Here is a 24,755-nt window from a genome sequence, read left to right as displayed (position 1 = left end):
TGTCTCTCCTGCTAAGTCTTCTTAAGTTTTGTATATAAAAGCACAAATAAATGTCAGCAATAGCATTAGTCTGTGGAGCCGTTATTTTATTAGTGGTAATTCATGATTTCTTTTTCACCACACTTTCAGATAATGGAGCAGGTTTTATTTCCAGAAATGTCTCTATTTTTTCTAACCAAATAATCCAACTTGTGGTGCAGGTTATCGGAAGAAAGGCCTATAGTTACCAGGGATTGTTTGTAAACCTAATGATCCTTACTTCGTGGCTGCTACTAATTTGGGGCGGGTTGTTTTTGGTGTATTCATCAGATCCGGAAGGATTAACCAATAGCAGTGGGAGAGTGGCCAATAATTGGGAGCGGCTTTATTTTACCGGCTATACACTTTCTACTTTGGGAATGGGAAATTTTAAACCAACCACCCCTTTATTTGAGATGATCACCAGTTGTTTTTCGTTTTTCGGATTTATTTTCTTTACCAGTTCCATGACTTATTTTCTCTCTGTTTCCTCTGCTTTGGTAAATAAAAGAAGCTTTACCAAAGGTGTTTATAGTTTGGGTAAGAACCCTCAGCGTATAGCAGAGAAATTGTGCTCGTTCGATTCTTCTTTTAGCTATCAGCAATTCATGACCTTACAGGACATGATAAGTAAGCATTCTATTAATCACCACGCATATCCCGTTATTCATTTTTATACCGAGGTTGACAAAAAAGATAGCTTTTCTCTTAATCTAGCGCGGTTAGATGAAGCAGTCACTATTCTACTGAATACTGAGAAAGGAGAAAATTTGCAGGAAGAACTGGAGCCTTTACGTTCTACTTTATCTAGCTTTCTTGAGAATATGGATCAGAACTTTTCACAGAGTCTTCCCCGGGTGAAAAAGCCTTTAGATTTCCAGAATTTATCATATTCGGAAAATGTACATAATTCAGAAGGAACCAGGGAACGTAGGCTTATCCTGACCAGATTATTAAATAGCGAAAGTTTTAATTGGAAGGATGTGGATGAGGATTAGTCAACACCAGTCTGTTGAAGTCTATTCCTATATCCTGGACATTTTAGAGGTTTACTAACCAGCTGGCTTTATGTTTTGGTTCACCCGGAAAAAGTTTTCTGGATCATACCTCTTTTTTATCTGAGTTAAACGATCATAATTATGCCTGTAACTAGCTTTAACACGTTCCTCTCCCTCATTCATCATAAAGTTTGCATAAGCTCCTCCTGCAGAAAATGGGTGAAGCCCTTCCCAGTATTCTTTACACCATTGTTTTATTTTGTTGTTATTCGCCGGGTCTTTATCTACACCCACAATAACACCTGCATATTTGGCATCCCGATACGCCCATGGAGTTTCTTCTTTTCCAACTCTACTTGCTGCCCCACTTATGGGATAGAGATGCATTTGAGAGAGTGGAGTTGGTATTTGTGAGCCGAATTTTAGATGTTGAGCTCGTGTTGGAGGACATAGCTCATTAAAGAAATCTGCACGCCAATACCACTGTAAACCTGGAGGAAACAAACCATCAAATAGAGTTTGAATAGCAGGATAAGGTATTTTTTCTAAATGTTGAAAGATCGGGTTCTTTTCCATAATAGGTTTAAAAACTTCCGTGGCTTTTTCACTATCACCTGTGTAGCACCAAACAATTCCGCAGAATTGTTTGCTATGGAGTTCTTCAGGAAAGGGAGGTCCGGGAATAACAAGAGTAGCTATAAAACCATTTACATCTTCAGGCGCTGTATGTATAAAGCTATCAAACCATTCCATTATTTCTTCCGTTCTTTCAATAGGCCATAACGTAGGTCCGCCAAACACAGTTTTTAGCTCATGAGCCTGAAATTTAAAAGAAGTAACTATCCCGAAATTTCCACCGCCACCACGAATAGCCCAGAATAAATCCTTGTGATTATTTTTGTTTACAGTGACAAAAGAACCATCTGCGAGTACCATGTCTGCTTCCAGAAGATTGTCGATGGTGAGTCCGTATTTTCTTGAAAGGTAACCAACACCTCCACCAAGTGTTAAGCCACCCACACCTGTCGTAGAAATAATTCCTGCAGGAATGGCAAGCCCAAAGGCGTGTGTGGCGTGATCTACTTCCCCCCAAAGATTTCCGCCACCAACTCTAACGGTATTGTCTGAAGTGTCCACCCTAACGAATTTAATTCCTGATAGGTCAATAACAAGGCCGCCTTCACATAAGCCCAAACCTCCTCCATTATGGCCGCCTCCCCTAATGGCTACCGCTATTTTATTCTCCCGGCCAAAGTTAACTGAGGCAATAACATCGGCAACGTCGGTACACATTACAAACAATTCCGGACGCTTGTCTATCATTGCATTATAGACTTTCCTGGTTCTATCATAATCTTCATCTGACGGAGTTATTATTTTGCCTCTTAATTGAGAAGAAAATTCTTTAATTTTAGATGAATCAGTTTTTTTCTTAGAAGCTGTTATTGGTGTCATGATTTTAATATTTAAGTGTAAAAGGATGGTCTTTACAAAGCTTAGGAAATGGTCGACTGGTAAACGTCCTGATATTACTAATCGGAATTTAGGCTTTGGTTTTCTCGATCATGTGATTAATAACTGTTGTATGTTCATGCTGAGGGCTGAACATCACGATCTCGGCATCTTCAGTGACCTTCACGTTATGTCCCGCCGGCCAGAAGAACAAATCGTTTTTATTTACAGTTTCCTGAAGGCCTTCGGAGTCAGTGGTTGTAATTTGGCCACTTAAAACATACCCCCAGTGTGGACACTGACACATGTTAGCCTCTAGTCCCATAAATAAAGGTGTGGTATCTACTCCCGCAGACAAACTGAAATATTCTCCGCTAATTTTCCCTAATCCTGTCGCGTCACCAAATTCTGTTCTTTGACGAACGATTGCACCAGGAATATTCATTTTTACCTCAATATTTTCTTTTGCTACTCTCATGATTTTTCTTTCTTTAAGTTATTGTTCCTTTTAATAAAGGTAGGTAGCAAGTATAACCAGGACGTCTACTTTTGGGTCAAAGAATGCTAAAATTAGGTCAGTACCTGGGAAAAAGCGGAAGAATTAAAAATTGAACGAACTTTATGTTAACCGGAATATGATTGATTTGTGAATTTGATATACTGGGAAGGAAGGATTCTGAAAGTATCCTGAAAACATTTTGAGAAGTACGCAAGGCTGTTAAAACCTGTTTCAAAGGCAACTTCAGAAATATTCCAGTCTCTTGTTTTTAAAAGCTCCAATGACTTATTGAGTCTGTAATTTTTAATAAAACTATTGGGAGATTTCCCGGTTAACGCAACAATTTTTCTATAGCATTTGGATTTACTAGACCCGAGGTACTGGCAAAAATCGTTGGTATTTAAAGAGGGATTGCTGAAGTTTTTGCCGGTGAAGTTCATGAGTTCTTTAAGAAATTTATCATCAGACCGGTTGAGTGCCACAACAGATCCGGAGCGGATAGATACATTCAAATTTTCGCTTTCATAAAGTTCTTTTACTTCAGCGGATAAGACTACTGTTCCTTTTACCACTTTAAAATAGGAAAACGCTGTTTCTATGGTATCCTCAAAAAAACCATTTTTATCTTCTACGGGTAAACCAGCATCCAATCCAACTTTTAATTTAAAGGGAGAACCAGGCTTTCTACCGAATCTCTTTTGGAATAAGGATTGTAGTTTAAGAGCACATTCAAAAGCTTTTGTAACGGAAATAAAGGAAATGAGAAGATAATCCTGATTTCTTTTTACGAGTCTCCCATTAAATGAGCTGATTGTACTACTAATAATATTATGCTGTTCGGCAATGTTCGAATTTACGTTTTTATCCAAAATCAACTCTGGAGAACCGGGTGTTATTCCCACTACCATAACGGTTCTAAAGGCAGGATCGTTAATAATATTTACCTCTGCTTTTTGAGATTTCTCAGGATCCTCAATACGGCCTAAAAAAGATTCTACAACAGCATTATCTACCTCAATAATCCTGTTAGGAACTTCCCCGTGAGCATGATCATGCATTTTTTTAAGAGCAGCTTTATTAGGAGCCTCTATTAAACAAAAAGCAGTTTTCCTTTTATCATCAAACCAGTAGGTCAATCCTTTGCAATTAAACCTGTGTTGTATTTTCAAATCTTTTTGATGCAGATCTGCTACAATTTCTGCAGTTACTTTTGCTGAAACATCGTGACGGTCCATGTAAATAGGCATGATTTAATATTTTAGCTTAATTATTCAGCTTGAAAGTAAACGGAGTAGTCATTTATCGGACCGTAAACCATTCTGAATTTGAAATAAAAATTTCAACCCCTACTTTAACCCGTGCCCGGTATAGCCTTTTTCAGAAATACCTTATCGGAAACCCAGCGTGCGCTTCTTATTAAATATACCTAATTTTTTGAAACAATTTAATTTTCAGAGCTTTAAGTTCGTCGTTGTCAATTAAATAATAATCGGTTTACATAATGAGTTCTTTTAAATTTATATTCAAAAACTAAAATATTTTCACTCTTAAGAGGCGAATGTAATTATTCAACATGATTTGAAACGTGGCATCATCCCCGTAAATTGAAGAATATTGAGGTACAGGAACGGGGTTAGAAATGCTGACTATCTGGTAGCAATTGACCGTGTAAAAGCTTTTAGAATAGACTTGTGCTGTATTTACTTTAGGGTACTTTAAAGCAATAAGCTAATAAGAGGCTTAAAAACAGTAATTTAATGTTATATTTATTAGGACCTTCAATACTATGATCCTTGATTTTAAAGAAGCAAATCATTTTAGCATTTTTCTCATTATCGCTAGCCAGTCCTTTAACCTATGGACAAATCTTTAATTTTAATAAACCTGATCCATATAAAAAAGTATTTGTAGAATCTAATAATTTTGGAATTTCCTATTTACAAGAGCTGGAAAATGCTCTGACTAAAATAGACAGGGATAGTCTAAAATTTGAAGTCTTAAATGATCTTGCCTATTACTGGCATACCAGAAATTTGGGTACTGCACTGGAATTTACAAAAAAAGGATTAGAACTTACTTCAAAAAAAAACAACAGCCTTTGGCATGGAAGATTCCAAATTACTGAAGGTTCCATATTATTAAGACAGGAAAAATTAGATTTAGCAGAAGCAGTTCTTAAAGTGGCCAAAACAAAAGTAAAGGAAAGCGATCTGGCTTTCTTGAACACTCAATTGGGCTATGTATATGAACGAAGGGGACAGTTAGGCAAAGCTGCAGATTACGCCCTGGAGTCCTTGAGTTTAGGAGAAAAGTTGAATGACAAAAAAGCAATCGGCCTTGCATATAGTGATCTCAGTAATTTGCTTTGGAAACAAGGTAAATTTGAGGAAGGTCTTGATTATGGATTAAAGTCACTTTCTTATTTTGAAGAAGGAAATACAATTGATCTTGATTACGATTTTACTCTTTACGTAGTTGGAAATAATTACCTAAGCCTTCAGCAGTACGATAAGGCTATGGAATATTATGACCATTCCATAGAAATTGGGGAACGTTATGGCTTTTATAATAATTTGAGTGATGTCTATATTTCACTTGTAGATCTTAATGTCTTTCTAAATCAATTTAGTGAAGCTGAAGCAGCCGGAAAAAATGCGATAAAATATGCATATCTTTTAGATAATGCTTTTATGCTTATGCGTTCCTATCTTGCTGTTGGAGAGTTGCAAAACCAGAATGAAAATTATCCTGCTGCAATAGAAAATATTCAAAAGTCTATTGAGGTTGCCACCCCAAATTTTGGAGATGGCTTTTTCTTGAGTAAAGCTTATAGGAGCTTGGGACAAGCTTATGCAGAGAATGAACAATTTGAAGATGCTTTTCATTCAATTAATAAGTATGATTCACTGAATAGCATCGTTTTTACTGCGGAAGCAGATCAACGTATTTCTCAACTCCAAACAGAATTTAATGTTACCCAAAAGGAGAATACTATTCAATTGCAGAAAACTGAGCTGCAGCAGCAGCAAACAAATCAAAATTTAATAAGTCTAATCGCGGGTTTGTTATTCCTCATGCTATTGGTACTTTTCATAAGTTTCAGCAATAATCGTAAGAAGAATAAGCTATTGAAAATAAAAAATAAAGAAAAGGAGTTTTTATTAAAAGAGATACATCACAGGGTAAAAAATAACCTTGAAGTAGTCTCAAGCCTTTTAGCATTGCAGACGGCTCAAATAAAAGATCCTAATATTATAAGTGCGATGAAGGAGAGTCAAAACAGGGTATATTCTATGAGTATTATTCATCAGCGATTATACCAGAACGAATATCTGTCTTCTATTGAAATGAAAGATTATTTTATAAATCTGGGAAGTCATATTCTTGATTCTTTTGGAGAAGAAGAGCGTATTAAGATCCACTACGAAATGCCAGAATTACACCTTGATGTTGATACCGCTGTCCCTTTGGGATTAATAGTGAATGAATTATTAACGAATAGTCTTAAATATGCATTTCCGAATAATAAAGCGGGAGAAATAACAATCGATTTAGATATAATATCGGATCACGAAATTCAATTATTAGTAATGGACAATGGTATAGGACAAACCGAAGGAGAACCTGCAAAAGGAACGGGTTTCGGAAAAAATCTTATTAACCTACTTACGCGACAATTAGATGGAACTATGAAGGTGATTTATACTCCTGGCACTCAATATTTCTTTAATTTTAAAGTAGATGGATCTTCCTGATTTTATACCCGATAATTGTGATTTAAACGTTGAGGAGCCTGCAGAATTTTCCTATTTGCTCATGGCATCATTTAATTTTTTAGTATCTACATATTGCTGAAAGGCACTAACTTTTCCATCTTTTAAAGTCCAAAGGTGAGCAACTTGTGCGTTATAAGTTTTTCCCGTTTCTTTAACTTTAGCATCATAGCGTAAAGTGGCCAATACTTGATTGTTGCTCACTTCATGTAGTTCAATGTCTTCAAGTTTGAAGTATTCATGTTCTGCTCCAACCCTCTCGAGAACACCTTTTAAAACGGCCTCTGGACCTATGTATGGGTTACCATCGGCGTAGGCGTTACCTTCTGCTTCGTTCCAGATAATTTCTTCGTCCATTGCTTCCAGAACAGAAGGAATATCACCCTGTGCAAAGGATTTGTAAAGGCCATCAACAATACTTTTATTGTTGGTAATTTCAGGATATCGATAGCTTTTATAAATTTTCCATTCGCCATCTATATTTTTCAAAATGTTTACGAATGTGCCTCTTTGAATTGCCTCAGGTTCATCAATTTTGGTAAAGACAAAAGAGCCACTTACAAACATATAATCTTCATTCAAGTCTTGTTCTTCTATAGTTTTTAGAGTGATATTGTACTTCCCGTTATCGAATGTGGCTTGGTATTGTTTTTTAACATTATTAAGTCCTGTTAATAAACTCCCATCCGAATTCCGAATGGAAACATTATCAGTATATAAGGTGTTTAAATTATCAGGATCGCCTGTATTTATAGTTTTGATATAAAGTTGATGCAATTGGTCAACTGCTGCACTTTGAGCATTTGTTTGAAAGGAAAATATTGAAACAAATAGCACGATAACGATATTATAATTAGTTTTTAGACTGTTCATGATTTCTTATTTTTTTGGATCTGCAGTTTATTATTTTGACTAATGCGTTTTATGCACTTCCAGTTCTATTTCAATTAAAAATTCTGGTAGTGCCAGTTCTTTTACGCCCAGCCAGGATCCGGTAGGAAAATGCGTTTTGTAAATTTTAGTTCTATAACCTGCAAATTCCAGAAAATTGGGCATGTTGGTGGTGAAAATGTTTTCTACAATCACATCGTCAAAGCTGGAGTTATAGTGTTTCAGCACTTTCTCCAAATCGGAATAGCAGTTTTTCATTTGTTGTTCAAAATCTCCCACAGCGGTAGGATTGCCTTCAATGTCCATACTCACGGCACCGGAAATTTTTATGCTGTTTCCAATTTTTACAGCATGTGAATAGCCATAAGATTTTTCTACTTCTGGCCTGAGTAAAAAATACTCAGGCTTTTGGTTTGACTTTTCCATAATTGAAATTCCTTAAATAATAGATCTGTTTATTTTTACCGCACCTTTCTTTGAAGCGTAGCCATGTATCTATATTTTAAATCACGCATTGTCAATGCTTCTTCAATTTTTCCAAGCTGTTCTTCAGATAAAGCTGGTCCCTAGTTATCCCAGGAGCTAAAAAGTTGTTCGTAATTTTCATACATATCTACGGTGATATGGGTGGCATAAACATCACTTCCCGCAGGCAACATATAACGCAGTAAATCCCAATTTGCCCTGAAGCCATCATCCACTTCTTTTTGATGCATGGGCTGGAAAAGTTCTGATTCATTTTGCTCAAAAATGCTATAATTTTCCTGGGGAACTTTCATTAAATTAATTGCTGCAACTGTTCCCAGGGGCATACCAAAATCCCCTTTGGTAACCGCTATTTGTTCGAGATATATACGTTTTGCCAGGTCTCTTGATTTTGCGGTGTTGTAGAATTTTTCATTTAGATCATCTTCTGGCATGTCTGGATAAGCTGCATTAAGGGCGGCTTCAAAATTCCCGGCATTGCTCATCATTTTTAAGGGATCATTATAAATATTTACGGTTAGGTATTGATAGCCCTGATCTTCTCCACCAGGCTGTAAACTCCAAAGATCCCAGCCCAAAATATCTCCATTTTTAACGCGTTGTACGTGAATTTCTTCCCAGAATGCTTCGGTTTCCATATAGGCTTGTTCCTGCTCATTATCTACTTTCATAAATTCGAAAATTAAATAAAGTTTATCCTGGGCTATACCGGTATTGCTAACCAGCATTAATGCCATAATAATTAGTAACTTTTTCATGATTAGTATGTTTTAATTTCGGTAATTTCTCATTTAGAATAACTCCTCAGGGTTTCTCTTACTGGCCTGAACTGAATTCCTAAATCCGTTTTTGCGAGATCGTTTTTATAGACGATTTGTGCTTTTTCTTTGGGTTCTTTATGATTCAGCATTTGGTGAATATCCCATACTTTATAGGTTTCACTCGTTAAAAGGTAATCTTTGCAGTGTAACCCCTTTTTCGTGGCCGCCTGGTATGTGGCATTAGCCACATCTTCAACATCAACCACGGCAAAAGGAACATTATTATCGTAGAGCCTTTGAATAAAATCATCTGGCGCTAATTTGTTTTTTATAAGAAACTGCAAGCCAGTAGAGGTGGAGTCTTCTCTATTAGACAAAGATTTGCCCATTACCATTACGGGGGAAACAGAACAAATTTCAAATGGAAGTTCTGGGTTATCTGCGATGAATTTCTCAACAACCTGGTTGGCAATAAATTTGGCTTGAGAATATGGATGACTATCTTCACTGGTGTACCTGTCCTCTTTTTCATCAAAAGTATCGGCAAAGCTTTTGCCGCCTGCCGGCATAGGGAAATTGGTATTCCAGGCTGCAACAGATGCAATAAAAACTACTTTTTCAATATTCGAAACTTCGCTTATTGCTTCAAGAAAATTTTGGGTTCCTTTTATAGTAGGATCAAAAAGTTCAGTTTGCGGATCTTTTACATCCAGTTGAAAGGGAGTGCCACTGTGAATTACGATCTCGCAATCTTTTATAAAATCTTTTAATGTATCCAGATCCTCCAACTTAAAGGTCCTGATGTTCAGGTTTTCTGAATTTTGAAGATCAAAAAGATGCTGATAATTTTCGCTCTTATGGATATTGGTTACCGAGACTTTTACCTCGTAAGCTTCTTCCAAAAATTTCCTGGTTATGTAGCTTCCAATAAAGCCCGAACCGCCTATAATTCCTACTGTCTTCATCATCTCCGCTTTTAGTTAGTAATAGTGTAATAACAGCTTAATTCTCGGGTATTTCTTCTGAAGAGCTTATTTCATCAATCTTAGCCTCCTGAATATCTTTTGTCAATTTCGAAACATCCCAGTAACCAAATTCCCGCACTATTTTCTCATTAACAAATTGTGTGGTAATATGAGTAGGAATGGTATAAACTTTATTATTTGCTTTATAAGTGCCTTTCCATATTCCCCAAAAATTTACCCAGGTTTCGCCCTCATCGTTAACCACCATCTCATACTCAGATTGAGTAACTGCAAAATCCCAGTTTGAAAATTGGATCGCATCTTCTTTTTTTTGTGCTAAAAATTGCTTTAAGTTTTTAGCATCTTTTTCCATCACGTTGTTAATTATTTTAGCGGAGTCGGCATAATGTGCTTCCATAGCTTTCCAATCCCTTTCTTCATAGGCTTCCAATACCTCCTTGTAAATTTCTATTTCTGGTGATTGCTGAGTGTAGCGTTTGCTTTGTTGATTACAGGCTATAAATATGACTACTGCGAGCCCCAATGATGCTAATTCCTTCATGAGTGTATGTTTTTTGTTATTCCAGAAAACCTATTACTTTTCCATCTTTTAAAGACCAGTAATGTTTAAATCTCGTGGAGACATATTCACATTCTGTTGATTTGCGCCCATTTACTATGCCGGTAACTATTATCTTATTGTTATCTGATAGCTGGAAACTGAGATTTTTGAATAGGATGCTCTGCCATTCATTTTTTATAATTGCTCTTAGAGAAATGGAGTGGTTAGTTGATTTTGTATCTTCGATTTCATCCCAATTTTTGTGGTTTGTTAAGGCCGCAATCTCATTTGAAGTCACATTCTTATTCTGCAAAACCTCATATACCTGTTTTACAATAACCTGATCACTTTTGTCCTGACCACGCAGGTAGTTTGAAGAAACTAGTATAGTAAATAAAGGGATACAATAAAGGAGTAAGCTTTTCATAGGTGCTGATTTAATTAGCGGTATAAGCTAAATCTGGGCGCATACGGCCAGTTTTAGATTCATATTTATGAACGTATAGCATCATTTCATCAAATAATTTTTCACCTTCTTCTCCCAAAATTTCGTCTGTTTCTTTAGATGTTATTGCGTATGATTGTGCATCTTTTGCTGAAATTACTACGAGAAAATAATCTCCTGAACTTCCAAAACCATTGCGATAGATCCTGAAGTTTTGTTTAGCACCTTTTTTTTCGTAGAGGGCTTTAACTTCCATCATTTTAGTTCGAAGACTAGACACATTTTGTGGTGCAACGTGAAAAAAATGCCATTTCCTGTAATCTTCTCCCACAGTATTTGTGGTAACACCATCAGGCATATATGACATATCCTCTATCAAATCCACTATATAATCGCGATGGATATCATAGCATTTATCAAATCGTCTAAATATCTCTTTAAAGTTTTCTTCTCCCATTTTTTCAGCTAAAGGAGCCATAGGGTTTTTGTCAAAATCGGCCATACTATTAATGGGAGCAATAGTTAAATAGGTTCCTCCCTCAATACGCGCTGTAGCCCAGTCTGCATCTTTAAGATCGTGTTCCTTACAGGCTTTAATAAAATCTTTGGTGAGGGCTTCATAATCTTTTAACATAGAAGGTTTTACCTGATCTTCATGTATCCAAAAAGCCTGATTAGTGTTTTGACAAAAGAGATTGGCAGTCTGCAATATGGTAACTGTAATAAGAACTGCAAAGAGATTGACATTTTTCATAATTTCCTGATTTAAAATTATTTACAAATCAATTTACTTCAGTAAAAACTTAGATACAAGCGTGTTAGGATGAATGACCTAAAATTATGTCCTAAACGACATTATCTTTATCTAAGACTAAATGGTCTGCAATTTCTTTAACAGTTCTGGTCGCATACCTTTGGCCATTGGGATGGCTTTTTTAGCAATAACCACGTGAGTGCCTGCTATTTCGTCTATTCTGGAGAGGTTTATGATGTAAGATCTATGGATCCTGAAGAAATGCCTTTGAGGCAGTTTTTTATCCATATCCTTAAGAGTTGTAACCAATAAATATTCTTTTTCGGTACAAAATATCCGGCAGTAATTACGATCGGCCTCTATATATCTAATGGCTTGAATATCTACCTTTACCATCGTATCCTGGTGGCGTATAAAAAGAAATTCCTTTAAGACAAAAGTTGAATTTTCTATTTTAGATTTTTTAGGCGTAGTAGTATCTTTTAGCTGGTTTATGGTAAGCTCAATACTGCGTTGTAAATCCAGCTTCTTAAATGGTTTTGAAATAAAGGCGAAAGGATTGGTAGTTTTAGCGCGGTTAAAATGAACCTCGTCGGCATTAGCGGTGAGATAAATAATTGCTAATTCATCATGGAACTCCCTCATTCTTTGTGCGGTTTCTATTCCGTCTAACTTACCTTTAAGCTGAATATCTATGAGAACAATATCCGGAAGGTTGTCTCTAAGATGGTTTAAGGCGTCTTCCCCCCTTGGAACAACACCTGACACTTCATAGCCCATTTCAGTAATTTGAAGAGAAATATTTGCGGCAATGATCATTTCGTCCTCAACAATTAATATTTGTACTGGTTGAATCATTGCGTTTTTTCTAATGGCATAACAGGATTATGAAGAAATTTTTCTCCATAAGATGATCGGACAATTTTTCCGATTTATATTTAAGAAAATCTGAGGCTATAGGTTAAAACCATTTTTTAGAGGAGGGAGCTTATCCAGTCCTTGAATAAATAGCTTTTATTTTTAGATTTTAATATTCTAATTTAGTGAAATTTCCTGGCACTAAGGTATTTAAAAAAAAATCGAAGAGAAATTGTCAAAAATGAGGTATGTTCTAATAATACATTAAGGTCTTTTTAAATTATGATTCTTATTCTAAAGATATTGATGTTTATTTACAGAATAGCTGTGACCTCCCCCCACTAAACTGGACTTTTTAAAAGTAAAGGATTCTGAGCAAATAATTATTTACCTTTAACTAGATTATTTGCTTATGAAACAATCAAAATTTACAAAGTCGCAAATTGTTTTTGCCTTCAAACAGGTAGAAAGTGTTTTCTATTACAAAAATATCGGACGCGGTGATGAGTTGCTCCGTATGGGAAAGAGGGAGATCACCGCTACCCAAGTTCGCTACGGTTTCTGGAGGATCTATATCCTCTTGCGCCGTGAAGACTTTCTTTGATAACCATAAAAGGGTGTATAGGGTCTATTGTGAAGAAGGATTTAACCTCAGATCCAAACGTCCAAAAAGGCATCTTTCCGCTGCCAATAAAAAACCTACTGAAGGAAATGTCTTTAGTTTCCACGAATGCTGGAGCATGGAATCTCTTCTGTGATCAGCTGTATGATGGGACCCGGTTTAGGGCTTTAACTATAGTGGATAATTATAGACGAAAATCTTGCGATCTAAGCTGGAAAACCATTAAAAGGAAGTGATGAGGTACAAGTAATGGAAAGTGTTACCTTTTGAGTACTAACAAAATATGAAAGGAATAAAGGTAGATAACGGAAGCGATTGGAAAATAGGTCTCCCAATGCGTACATCGAGAAGAAAGAAAATAGCTCAGATTTTCTACTTAACCAGTTCGTAAATCGGGAGGAGGTCATCAGCACTTTTAGTGACATTTGATTTTTGTTAGGATAATATTTTTTTTTAAATAGTTTAGTAATCGATTACATTGGATCACTTGAAAATCAAGAATGACTTTTAATTATTTCATCATTAATTTAAATCGTGATCAATTATATTAGGAAGAAGAAGTTATAGAAGTTATTACTGATGATAATTATATGCCACTGTCAGAAGTGAATATTCTTTATACAAGGAGGTAGAAGAGAGACCAAGTTTAATATTGATGACCAATAATCCATTCTTCGAGCTAGCTTCAATTTTTCTTTTGTTAGTACGAAAACGATTGAGGTAATTGTTAGAAATGAAAATATTTCTAACGCTGATGGAATCATGTGCTGAGAGTTTAGATGAAATTTTTATGATAATAATAAATCAAGAACATGGAGGTGTTACCGGATAAATTATGTGGATGACCGCAGAGAGTTTGCCTGAAGAGCCTCAGAAAGTGCTTTATGACTTCTGCAGCATAAAAATAGCTAATATTATAGGTGCTACTATTGAAGTTAGGGGGTGTATCTTATTTTATCAACGAACATGCTTATCCTAGTCTTTACCAGAATCGGTATTTTAACGAGATAACGAATATAACTGTTATGAAAAAAAGGAGAATTATCGGGTTGTTCTTTGCGTTGTTACCAGTGCTTATTTTTGCACAAGGTGAAGCAAAAGCAAGGAAAGCGATGTTGCATGCTACCAAATATATGGTGGAAAACGTGAGTACAAATGGAGGTTACGTCTGGTATTATACACCTGACCTTTCCCGTAGATGGGGTGAAATGGAGGCATATAATACTATGATTTGGGTACAGGGTCCGGGAACGGTTAGTATGGGGCAAACCTTTATAAATGCCTATATCACTACCGGTAATGAATATTATTATAAAGCCGCTGAAAAAGCAGCAGCTGCTTTAATTTGGGGGCAAAGTAGCGCGGGTGGATGGAATTATATGATTGATTTTGGTGGTGACCGTTCTTTTAAAAATTGGTACAGTACTATAGGGAAAAATGCATGGCGTCTAGAGGAGTTTCAACATTATTATGGTAATGACACGTACGATGATGATGTTACATCATCTGCGGCCCGCTTTTTATTGAAGATGTATTTAACAAAATTAGATCCAAAATATAAACCAGCGCTTGACAAAGCCATAGATTTAGTTATAAAAAGTCAATACTCAATTGGAAGCTGGCCCCAACGATTTCCATTGAGATATGACTTTAATAAGAATGGCAATCCAGACTATTCATCTTATTCTACTTTTAATGATGATGTTATTTGGGAAAATGTAAATTTTCTTATCCAATATTATATAACTTTGGGTGAGGAGTATTTCTTAGATCACATTATGAGGGGAATGAACTTTTATATCATTAGTCAGCAACGCAATGGCGCATGGGGCCAACAATATAATATGCAAATGGAACCTGATGGTGCAAGAACTTACGAGCCAAAAGCATTACTTCCTGGTACTACTTATTCTAATGCTTTGTTATTATTAAAATTTTATGAGTATACCGGCAATAGAAAATTTCTTAATGGTGTACCAGATGCAATTCAGTGGTTAGAAAAAGTAAAACTTCCGAAAAGCCAAACTGACAACGGAAGGTACACGCATTCAACTTTTGTTGAATTAGATACCGATAAACCTATATACGTGCATAGAGAAGGGTCTAATAATATTTATGGTCGATACTATGTAGATTATACTGATGAAGATTTACTAAGCCATTATAGAGGTAAAATGACAATAAGATTGGAAAATTTAAAAAAAGAGTATAATCACATTAGTGGTCTAACACCCGAGGAAGTCACCCGAAATTCTCCCCTGAAACCTATGAAGTATGAAGGTTCTACAACTCCTCAAAGTTATTTTTTTGAAATTTGGGGAAGCAAAAGCTCAATTCCAGAAAAAGAAAAGGTTAAAGAAATAATTAATTCTTTGGATATAGAGAATCGTTGGCTTGTCAAAAATGCTATGATAAGTAACCCTTTTATTGGCGACGGGGAGAATAAGGAACTAACCAAGAAGTTTGCTTCTACTTTTGTAGGTGACAACAGGGATACTTCTCCCTATAGGGATGAATCTGACAAATTGTACATTTCTTCAGCAGAATATATAAAAAATATGACAATCCTAATAGGTTATATTAACTCATTTAGTAATGAAAAAGGAGGAATGACAGCTAATGTTGAATAATAAACAGTTAGATAGATATCTTTAAACTTATTCTTAATAGAAGGATTATCTTCAAATGAAATGAAAATGCTAAACTAATTAACACCAACAAAACTGGAATAATTTGTTAAAAGAAGCTCAGAATGTTATTTTATGCACTTAGTTTTTTCATTTTGGGCCAGAATCTCCGTTTTTTAATATGTAATCACCCGTAGATTTAAGAAGAACTGAATCTTAGCGTCTCAGGAAAAGAGTGAGTAATACGAGATTTGATTGAATTTAATAAAATAAACAATTTTAATTTTTAAAAATATAATATGAAGATAGAACATTTTGCAATTAATGTAGAGGAACCAAGTAAAATGTCCACCTGGTATGTAGACAATATGGGGCTGAAGGTAGTAAAACAAAGTTCTGAACCTCCATTTATGCACTTTCTTGCAGACGATAGTGGGAGTATAATGATTGAAGTATACAAAAATCCGGTAGATCAGGTTCCTGATTATCGAAATATGAATCCCTTAATCGTTCACCTTGCTTTCGTTTCAGAATCGCCTGATTCTGACAGGAAACGCCTTGAGAAATCAGGTGCCAGCTTTATTTCTGATGATAAATTTGACGATGGAACTCATCTCATTATGATGAGGGATCCTTGGGGACTGGCAATTCAGCTATGTAAGCGTGGGAAGCCTATGCTGAGGTAAACTTGAGGTTTCTTTATTTCTTGCTTGTCAATTTAAAATTTTTCAATTTTTTTTAAATGAAAATGGACATATTATGAAATATCAAAGGGAGTATTTTTAAAAAATCTCAAATAGTTTTGGACCTTAAAATTAAAAATGAATAAATTGAGATGCAAAATTTAGTTTTAGAAAAGTATTTACTTTAATTGCATTGTTTTTGTTTGTAATGTGGAAATGAATAAGTTGAAAATTCTACCTGGAGGATTAGTTCTAAATCTGAAATCTGAGAAAATTCGATTATTCAATGGAGAACTCCCTTAATAATTGAGTTTCGGCATAGTCAATACAACCAACTGCGCTCTAATAGCCTTTTCTGAAGCATTATATTGGGAAAATTAGTCTATGAATAACAGTATCTTTTGTTGAGCAGGATCCCTTTCGAACAGATTGGCCAAGCGGTTCAGCAAAAGACAATACTAAAGAAATGCCCTAATGAAGGTACATCAGAAAAAAACCAAATTCGATATGAGAGGTAACAGTAAAGAACCCTCTGTTCCCATATGAGCAGTTCAGGCGTTTTAAAATTGTTAGAAATCCACCTTTACGCTACTTATTGTTTGCTGTAGCAATCGAAAATAAGAAGCTTCGTGAAGCAGAAGCTGTTTTAATAACAGGAAAGAATTAAGCTTAAGCACAGGCTTTCCTGAATAATGAGTCGATTATTTACTATTGAAAAAGTCGCTCCACCAATTTTTGAATGGCTTTAATTTCGTTAATAAAGAAAGTGTGCACCAAATTGAATATGAAAAGAAAGTATAAAGTAATCTTGTTACTAGTTGCCCTCATTTTAATATCAATAGGAGGGGCGGGCTATTACATATCCAGACAAATTGGCGAAATGGATTCATCTGAAGAAAGGAATATTAAGTACTCTAAATATTCCTATTACTCATCTGATATTGATGAATTTGTAAGTCCGGAAGAGCTGGTTTATTATCCGGAACAAACAACCGGAGGAGATCCCGGATTTCTGAGGTTCTTTATGTCTTCTCCCAATGCGCCAGAATTTGAACTTCCAAAACATACTTTAACAAGAAAAGACTTTTCAGAAACACCGTCGGATTATGCCGCTTATTGGCTGGGACATTCTACAGTAATCATTGAATTGGATGGACAACGAATTTTAATTGATCCGGTATTTGAGAATGCTGGTCCCTTTCCCGGAATTACCCGAAGATTTGGTGCGGCCCCATTAAGTCGAGAAGAACTTCCAGATATAGACATTGTACTTATTACTCACGACCACTACGATCATCTTGAGATGGCAACTATGCAATTCCTTGCGGATAAAGATGTACAATTTATTGCTCCTTTATCAGTTGGCACAAGATTAAGAGGATGGGGGGTTCCAGAAAGAAAGGTCACAGAATTAGGTTGGAACCAAAGCATTTCATTTGGATCTTTAAATATAGTAGCCTGCCCAACAGTACATTATTCAGGGAGAAGTAATAACGATAGAAACAAAACCCTCTGGGTTTCATATGTTATCAGGGGAGAGGAAAAAAATATATATTGGAGTGGCGATACAGGTTATGGCGATCACTTCAAAGAAATAGGTGATCATTATGGGCCGTTCGATCTGGCATTTGTGGAAATCGATGCCTGGAATAGAGGATGGCCAAACACTCATCTTTTTCCGAATGAAGTAATCCAGGTCTCGCAGGATTTAAATACAAAGCTCCTGTTTCCCATTCATTTGGGAACCTTTGATTTAGCATTGCATCCCTGGGATGAGTCTATTGATCGAGTAGTAAATTTGGCCTCAGAAGAGAATATAAAAATTGTAATACCTATAATGGGACAAAAAGTTATACCTGGCATAACCCCCACCACCAAATGGTGGATACGATAATAAATAATTAGCAATTTACAAATATTTTACAATTATGAAACTTCACAACAGTTATGAAATTCCTGCCATAGGTTACGGTACCTGGCAAACTCCTAATGATGAAACGGCTATACAAGGAGTCACGCATGCTCTGGAGGTGGGTTACCGGCATATTGATACCGCTGCTGTTTACGGTAATGAATCCAGTATCGGAAAGGCTCTCCAGCAAAATGAAATAGAACGATCCAAGTTATTTGTAACCAGCAAGGTGTGGAACACTGAACGAGGTTATACAAAAACGAAAGAAGCTTTTGAAAAGAGCTTAAAAGATCTTCAGTTAGATTATTTAGATTTATATTTAATTCATTGGCCCGCCGCTTCGCATCAGTTTGAAAACTGGCAGGAGATTAATCTTGAAACATGGAAAGCAATGGAGGATTTATACAATAAAGGGAAAATAAAAGCAATTGGGGTAAGTAATTTTTTACCACATCACTTAGAACCACTTATAGCGGAAGCAGAAGTGAAGCCAATGGTAAATCAAATAGAATATCATCCGGGATTTAGGCAGCAGGAAACGGTAGAATTTTGCCAGAGTAAAAATATTATAGTGGAAGGCTGGAGTCCATTAGGAACTGGAAAGCTATTGGATAATCCCATACTTAAAAAAATTGCCTCTGACTACGGAAAATCTGTTGCACAATTATGTATTCGATGGGCTCTGCAAAACGATATTATTCCGTTACCAAAATCGGTAACCCCTCATCGTATCCGGGAAAACTTTGAAATTGATGATTTCGCTATTTCTTTAGAAGATATGGAAAGAATAAATCAAATGGAATATTGTGGCGGTTCAGGATTAGATCCCGACAAGATCGATTTTTAGATCTTTTCTTAAGCTGCTTATATATACAACTCGTGATATATTGTAAAGTTCCTGACTATTTAAAGCTGGGCCTGGTTATAAGGAGGTTCTACAATAATTAATTGAGTTGAAAGATCTTAAATAAGAAAGGATTTAACTCGAAGCTGCAACATTTGTTGACACCAGGAATGCGCTACCTCAAATACACTTGTGGCAAAGTGTATTTTGATGGCTGTAAGACTTATTTCTGTTTTTGCGTTAGTAGCTAGCGCTAAAAGCCGCACGGTGAATTATTTTTCTGAGTTTTAAGATTACATAATAACAGCGGACTGTTTGAGCTAAATGTAAGGGAGACCATCGAGAGCAGTAGCAATCACTTAATGGGTGGAACTCACCACGTCAATTACGTTGTACTGAGCGGACAGTAAAAAAGCAGATGGCCAGAAATTAGGACGGCTAACTTGCGCCTATATCAAAATCTTTTCGCTCAGGAAAGGCGGGTAAGCGGTACGGTCACTAATAAGTCCAATATGCCATAACCTGGTGTTAAAGTCATAATTAAAGGAACTATTGAAGGTCCCCAAGCAAAATCAGGACGGTTTTTTTGTAGTGCAATAATAGCATTATTTATTACTCTTGTCATAAATAGTATAAATGGGCTTAATCTTGTTGATATTTTTCACTTTTGTCCTTAACTAATCGATCTATAAACCAATCTTAAGCTTATTAAATTATAGGGAATTACCAAGGACTGCAAAATTTGCTAAGATCTTATGGGTTACTCTTATTTAGTAATCCCGGGTTATATGTTTTTTTAACGGCTGGTAAAAATGGGGGTTATTGAAACACACAATTAACATCCAAATCTTTAATTAAGGATTTATAACCTAATAAAAATTATAATGTTTTTTTACCATAAAAATTTATTCACAAAAATTTTTCTTTCAGCTTTTATATGTTCTCTTTTTTTTAGTTCTCACACTTGTTTAACTCAGGAAAAAACACAAGATGCTACCTGGATCTGGTATCCGGGAGATTTTGAAGTCTGGCTGAGTAATAAAATGCAGGTGAGACGTACTGAACGCGAGGCGGTATTTCCCCCACTTTGGCGTTATTATAGTCCTTATCCTTTAGTTACCTTTCAAACTGAAGTTGATATTCCGGAACAGGATGAAGTATTCATTCACACTGAAGGCCCTTTTCAGTTGCTGATAGATGGTGCTCAGATCTATGGACAACCTGAAGCGGTCACTATCGAACCCGGAAAACATACAATTTCACTTAAAGTTTACAATCAGGAATTCTTGCCGACTATTTACATCGATGGTACTTATATTAACTCTGATGAATCGTGGATAGTAACCAATGAAGATAAACTTTGGATTGATGAAAAGGGGAAAGCTCAGCAATCTGGAACCCCATGGAAATCTGTCGGTTCCTGGAAATTTTATTCTCCTGATGAAAAGCCTTCGGAATTTCGCTTAAAAACTGAACCATGGACGGCAAAGAGTACTGAACCCATAGGGAATGGTGAGTTAGTGGACTTTGGTAAAGAGACCTTTGGCTACATTCGGGTTCATGGCCTGGAAGGCGAAGGGCAGCTTTCACTTTATTATGGGGAATCCAGAGAGGAGGCTCTGGATTCAGTCCGTTGTGAAACATTGGATTATATTCAGTTTGATGGGAATCAGTCTTCTACTTATACACATGACGAATCAAAAGCATACCGTTATGTGCAGGTGCAGGCCGATCCCTCGATAAAGTACGATTCTATTTCTATGCTTTATGAATATTTGCCTTTGGATTACCGGGGCGAATTCAACTCTTCAGATAAACTGCTGAATGAAATCTGGGATGTTTCAGCTTACACAATGCATTTAACCACCCGCGAATTTTTTATTGACGGTATCAAAAGGGACCGGTGGATCTGGTCTGGCGACGCCTACCAGAGTTATTTGATGAACTATTATTTATTCTTCGATGAGAATTCGGTAGAACGTACCCTACTGGCGCTTCGAGGAAAAGAACCGGTAACGGCGCATATCAATACTATTATGGATTATTCGCTGTACTGGTTCGTGGGTATTTACGACTATTATCTGTATACAGGGGATACCAGCTTCATTAGAAAGTTTTACCCTCGTATCAAGAGTCTAATGGAATTTGTCCTTGGTCGCCGTAATGAAGCCGGTTTTCTGGAACCTCTGGAAGGAGACTGGGTTTTTATTGACTGGGCTGAAGGTCTGCCTAAGACAGGGGAAGTGAGTTTTGAACAAATGCTGCTCGCGCGTAGTCTGGAAGCAATGGCAGTAAGTGCGGAAATTGCCGGTGAAACCAAAGACCAGAAAAAGTATGAAGAGCTGGCAACCGAATTGAAAAAGAAATTATTCGATGTCTTTTGGGATGAGGAAGATCAGGTGATGCAACACCAGCGAATTGATGGGGAGATACAGGAAATGGTAACTCGTTATGCAAATATGTTCGGTATCTTCTTTAACTATTTTGATGAAAAGCAAAAGCAAAGTGTAAAGGAAAAAGTGCTTCTGAATGATGATATTTTACAAATAACTACACCTTATATGCGCTTTTATGAACTGGAAGCTCTTTGTGCAATAGGCGAACAGGAATATGTACTTCAAGAAATCCGGGATTATTGGGGTGGAATGCTTGATTTAGGAGCAACTTCATTCTGGGAAAAATATGATCCTTCAGAAGAAGGAGCAGATCAGCTAGCCATGTATGGCCGACCTTATGGAAAAAGCCTTTGCCATGCCTGGGGTGCGAGCCCTGTTTATCTCTTCGGAAAATATTATTTGGGCGTACAACCAACAGCACCTGGGTATACTGGATATGAAGTTCGTCCCAGTTTAGGTGGTTTGGAATGGATGGAGGGGAAAGTTCCCACACCGAATGGTGATATCGAGGTTTACATCGATCAGAAAGAGATAAAGATTACAGGAGTGGAGGGAAAAGGCAAATTAATCTTTAAGAGCCGCTCAAAACCAGGAGGTGTCAGGAACATTAAAAGTATCGGCAATCAGGAATATGAAGTGGAGATTACTCCGGGAAAGGAGCAGAAAATTTCTTATAAAGCTTTATAGCAGGAGCTATTGTAAAGTTAAGAGATGATTCTTAAGAAAAATTTTTAAATTTAAAACCAGAAATGAAAAAAGAACCGTATGTCAGAGTAGATATGAATTACAGAGGCTGTATCAATCTTCTTTCATTTTCTTCAGGATCACGTGGAACCCTGATGCCTAAACTATCGATAATTGCCATTTTGGAGATTTAAGTAGTGGGAAGAGTAAAGTTAAAAGAACGTTTTGCTAAAAGGATTACTGCAACATTAAAGGATCTTTGTAAATTTGTGGTGAAACTGAATAGCGATAAATGCGATTCTTCGGAAAAAAATTTGTTGATTGGAGGCCATAAAATTTATTGAAAGAAAAAGAACAATTCAGATTTAAAAATATCATTAAGGTTGATAATTGTCAGTTTTACCATTGTTCTTTGAAGGGAAAGAGGAAATAAAGAGCTTCGTACATCATCCTTTGTAAATTCATACCTATACAGGTCGATATTTGCCAATTTGGACATCCCTCTTTAGGGTTGCTGTTTTTATGCCTAATTTTTCATAAAAAAAGAATTTTTACGTCGGTTAATTGTTTTTTCAGAAGGGAAAATGTGCTTAAAATTGAAATAATCAAATTTTAGCTCTTAAAAAGCCTGAAAATTGCAGTAAAATCAGTCCGATTGGGCTTTTTTGACCTTTCACCTAAACCATCCAGCTATCGTAAAGACAAAAGGATTAAATATCTAATAATCAATTATTTATAGTTGTTTGAGTTTTTTTGAAAGTAGTTTAAATTCTTCGTATTTTCATCGGGAGTATTTCTAAGAACTTAACTTTAAACTTTTATAAGCGAATAAATTTTAGGATGAATAATAAATATAGTAAAATTTTAACTCAAAGTGAATCACAGCCAGCTTCCCAGGCGATGCTTCACGCAATAGGATTAACCAAAGAAGATTTTAAAAAACCATTTGTAGGAATTGCAAGTACAGGTTACGAGGGTAACCCTTGTAATATGCACCTTAACGATCTTGCCAAGCTGGTAAAACAAGGTTGTAATGAGAGCGAACTTGTAGGCCTTATATTCCATACCATTGGAGTTAGCGACGGGATTTCCATGGGAACTCCGGGTATGCGTTACTCTTTGCCTTCCCGGGATATTATTGCAGATTCTATGGAAACCGTAGTGCATGCAATGTCGTATGACGGGATGGTCACAGTTGTTGGTTGCGATAAAAACATGCCCGGAGCCTTAATGGCGATGCTGCGTATCAACCGGCCTGCAATTTTGGTTTACGGCGGGACGATAGCTTCAGGTTGTCATAAAGATCAAAAACTGGATGTGGTTTCGGTTTTCGAAGCCTGGGGCTCAAAAGTGTCGGGAGATATAAGCGATGAAGATTATAACGCAGTAATAGAAAAAGCCTGTCCGGGTGCAGGTGCCTGTGGAGGGATGTATACGGCTAATACGATGGCTTCAGCAATAGAAGCACTCGGGATGGCTTTACCTTATAATTCTTCCAATCCGGCAGTTGGGGAAGAAAAAAGCGCAGAAAGTATTGAAGCAGGAAAAGCAATGAACCTGCTAATAGAAAAAGATATAAAGCCAAGGGATATTGTAACTAAGGAAGCGATTGAGAATGCGATTAGGCTTCTTACAGTATTGGGTGGTTCTACCAATGCAGTATTACATTTTCTTGCTATAGCTAAAGCTGCTGAAGTGGATTTTACGCTTACCGATTTTGAGAGAATATGTGACAGTACTCCGTTTTTAGCAGATCTAAAACCAAGCGGAAAATATGCAATGGAAGATGTGCACAGAGTGGGAGGAATCCCGGCGGTACTTAAATATATGCTCGAGAATAATATGCTTCACGGTGATTGTTTAACGGTTACAGGAAAAACACTTGCTGAAAATCTTAGAGAAGTTCCGGATCTTGAAGAAGGTCAGGAAGTATTGAAAACACTGGACAACCCAATCAAAAAAACCGGTCATATCCGTATTCTTTACGGAAATTTAGCTGAAGGAGGTTCAGTGGCAAAAATTACCGGAAAAGAAGGCCTTGAGTTTACTGGAAAGGCCCGTGTCTTTAATAGCGAATACGAAGCAAACGACGGTATTTCTGAAGGTAAGGTAAAAAAAGGAGATGTGGTGGTAATACGCTACGAAGGTCCTAAAGGTGGTCCCGGGATGCCTGAAATGCTTAAGCCTACCTCTGCAATTATGGGAGCCAAACTTGGGAAAGATGTCGCACTTATAACAGATGGTAGATTTTCTGGTGGAACACATGGTTTCGTGGTTGGACACATTACCCCAGAAGCTCAGGAAGGCGGACTTATTGCTTTTCTAAAAGACGGTGACGAAATTACCATTAATGCTGAAACCAACAGGATTGAAGTGGCTCTTTCAGAAGAAGAAATAGCAGAAAGAAAGAGAAATTGGGTGGCTCCTGCCTTAAAGTTTAGCAAAGGAGTGCTTTATAAATATGCGAGAACGGTTTCTTCGGCTTCACAAGGCTGTGTTACCGATGAATTTTAATATGGTGAATT

General features: G+C 36.6%; 19 protein-coding genes. 8 read left to right on the top strand and 11 right to left on the bottom strand.

What is annotated here, in order from left to right; translation table 11 throughout:
* Positions 1-50: 50 nt before the first annotated feature.
* Entirely contained in the window at positions 51-1,016 is a 966-nt protein-coding gene (locus RM541_RS06565) for an ion channel (RefSeq protein ID WP_311499424.1), read from the top strand.
* Positions 1,017-1,070: 54 nt separating this feature from the next.
* Here RM541_RS06565 and RM541_RS06560 read toward each other — a convergent pair whose 3' ends face one another.
* The 3 genes from RM541_RS06560 to RM541_RS06550 form a co-directional block, all read right to left on the bottom strand.
* On the bottom strand, positions 1,071-2,471 hold the full coding sequence (locus tag RM541_RS06560) for an FAD-binding oxidoreductase (protein ID WP_311499423.1): 1,401 nt from the start codon (positions 2,469-2,471) through the stop codon (positions 1,071-1,073).
* 88 nt (positions 2,472-2,559) lie between these two features.
* Positions 2,560-2,946: a cupin domain-containing protein gene (locus RM541_RS06555; protein WP_311499422.1), complete on the bottom strand. Its 387-nt coding sequence runs from the start codon at positions 2,944-2,946 to the stop codon at positions 2,560-2,562.
* A 146-nt stretch (positions 2,947-3,092) separates the two neighbouring features.
* Positions 3,093-4,214: a nickel-binding protein gene (locus RM541_RS06550; protein ID WP_311499421.1), complete on the bottom strand. Its 1,122-nt coding sequence runs from the start codon at positions 4,212-4,214 to the stop codon at positions 3,093-3,095.
* A gap of 546 nt (positions 4,215-4,760) precedes the next feature.
* Here RM541_RS06550 and RM541_RS06545 point away from each other — a divergent pair.
* On the top strand, positions 4,761-6,722 hold the full coding sequence (locus RM541_RS06545; protein WP_311499420.1) for a tetratricopeptide repeat-containing sensor histidine kinase: 1,962 nt from the start codon (positions 4,761-4,763) through the stop codon (positions 6,720-6,722).
* Positions 6,723-6,773: 51 nt separating this feature from the next.
* On the opposite strand, the gene RM541_RS06540 is transcribed toward RM541_RS06545, so the two are convergent.
* The 8 genes from RM541_RS06540 to RM541_RS06505 all read right to left on the bottom strand — a co-directional run bounded on the left by RM541_RS06540 (position 6,774) and on the right by RM541_RS06505 (position 12,462).
* Complete coding sequence (locus RM541_RS06540) at positions 6,774-7,613, bottom strand: nuclear transport factor 2 family protein (protein WP_311499419.1); 840 nt, start codon at positions 7,611-7,613, stop codon at positions 6,774-6,776.
* Positions 7,614-7,652: 39 nt separating this feature from the next.
* Complete coding sequence (locus RM541_RS06535; protein ID WP_311499418.1) at positions 7,653-8,057, bottom strand: RidA family protein; 405 nt, start codon at positions 8,055-8,057, stop codon at positions 7,653-7,655.
* A 140-nt stretch (positions 8,058-8,197) separates the two neighbouring features.
* Entirely contained in the window at positions 8,198-8,875 is a 678-nt protein-coding gene (locus RM541_RS06530) for a hypothetical protein (protein WP_311499417.1), read from the bottom strand.
* A 29-nt stretch (positions 8,876-8,904) separates the two neighbouring features.
* The gene (locus RM541_RS06525; protein WP_311499416.1) at positions 8,905-9,846 is read right to left on the bottom strand and encodes an NAD-dependent epimerase/dehydratase family protein; all 942 of its coding nucleotides are present in this window, start codon (positions 9,844-9,846) and stop codon (positions 8,905-8,907) included.
* Between the two features lie 34 nt (positions 9,847-9,880).
* Positions 9,881-10,405, bottom strand: coding sequence for a nuclear transport factor 2 family protein (locus tag RM541_RS06520; protein ID WP_311499415.1), 525 nt, complete (start codon positions 10,403-10,405; stop codon positions 9,881-9,883).
* 16 nt (positions 10,406-10,421) lie between these two features.
* Positions 10,422-10,832 carry a hypothetical protein gene (locus RM541_RS06515; protein WP_311499414.1) on the bottom strand — a complete coding sequence of 137 codons (411 nt, stop codon included), beginning with the start codon at positions 10,830-10,832 and terminating at the stop codon, positions 10,422-10,424.
* A gap of 10 nt (positions 10,833-10,842) precedes the next feature.
* The gene (locus RM541_RS06510) at positions 10,843-11,604 is read right to left on the bottom strand and encodes a hypothetical protein (RefSeq protein ID WP_311499413.1); all 762 of its coding nucleotides are present in this window, start codon (positions 11,602-11,604) and stop codon (positions 10,843-10,845) included.
* A gap of 117 nt (positions 11,605-11,721) precedes the next feature.
* Entirely contained in the window at positions 11,722-12,462 is a 741-nt protein-coding gene (locus RM541_RS06505) for a LytR/AlgR family response regulator transcription factor (protein WP_311499412.1), read from the bottom strand.
* A 1,647-nt stretch (positions 12,463-14,109) separates the two neighbouring features.
* Here RM541_RS06505 and RM541_RS06500 point away from each other — a divergent pair.
* From RM541_RS06500 to ilvD, 6 genes are all read left to right on the top strand, one after another.
* Positions 14,110-15,714 (top strand): pectate lyase, encoded by a 1,605-nt coding sequence (locus RM541_RS06500; protein WP_311499411.1) that lies wholly within the window; start codon positions 14,110-14,112, stop codon positions 15,712-15,714.
* A 296-nt stretch (positions 15,715-16,010) separates the two neighbouring features.
* A complete protein-coding gene (locus tag RM541_RS06495; protein WP_311499410.1) occupies positions 16,011-16,397 on the top strand; it encodes a VOC family protein in 387 nt (128 codons plus the stop codon).
* A gap of 781 nt (positions 16,398-17,178) precedes the next feature.
* Positions 17,179-18,288, top strand: a complete 1,110-nt coding sequence (locus tag RM541_RS06490; RefSeq protein ID WP_311499409.1) for an MBL fold metallo-hydrolase — start codon at positions 17,179-17,181, stop codon at positions 18,286-18,288.
* Positions 18,289-18,322: 34 nt separating this feature from the next.
* Positions 18,323-19,153: an aldo/keto reductase gene (locus RM541_RS06485; RefSeq protein ID WP_311499408.1), complete on the top strand. Its 831-nt coding sequence runs from the start codon at positions 18,323-18,325 to the stop codon at positions 19,151-19,153.
* 1,040 nt (positions 19,154-20,193) lie between these two features.
* On the top strand, positions 20,194-22,233 hold the full coding sequence (locus tag RM541_RS06480) for an alpha-L-rhamnosidase-related protein (protein ID WP_311499574.1): 2,040 nt from the start codon (positions 20,194-20,196) through the stop codon (positions 22,231-22,233).
* An 837-nt stretch (positions 22,234-23,070) separates the two neighbouring features.
* The gene (gene ilvD / locus RM541_RS06475; RefSeq protein WP_311499407.1) at positions 23,071-24,744 is read left to right on the top strand and encodes a dihydroxy-acid dehydratase; all 1,674 of its coding nucleotides are present in this window, start codon (positions 23,071-23,073) and stop codon (positions 24,742-24,744) included.
* Positions 24,745-24,755 lie beyond the last annotated feature (11 nt).

The sequence above is a fragment of the Autumnicola psychrophila genome, from assembly GCF_031846645.1.
GTDB classification, from domain to species: Bacteria; Bacteroidota; Bacteroidia; order Flavobacteriales; family Flavobacteriaceae; genus Autumnicola; species Autumnicola psychrophila.
This window is presented reverse-complemented; position numbering and strand designations above follow the sequence as displayed.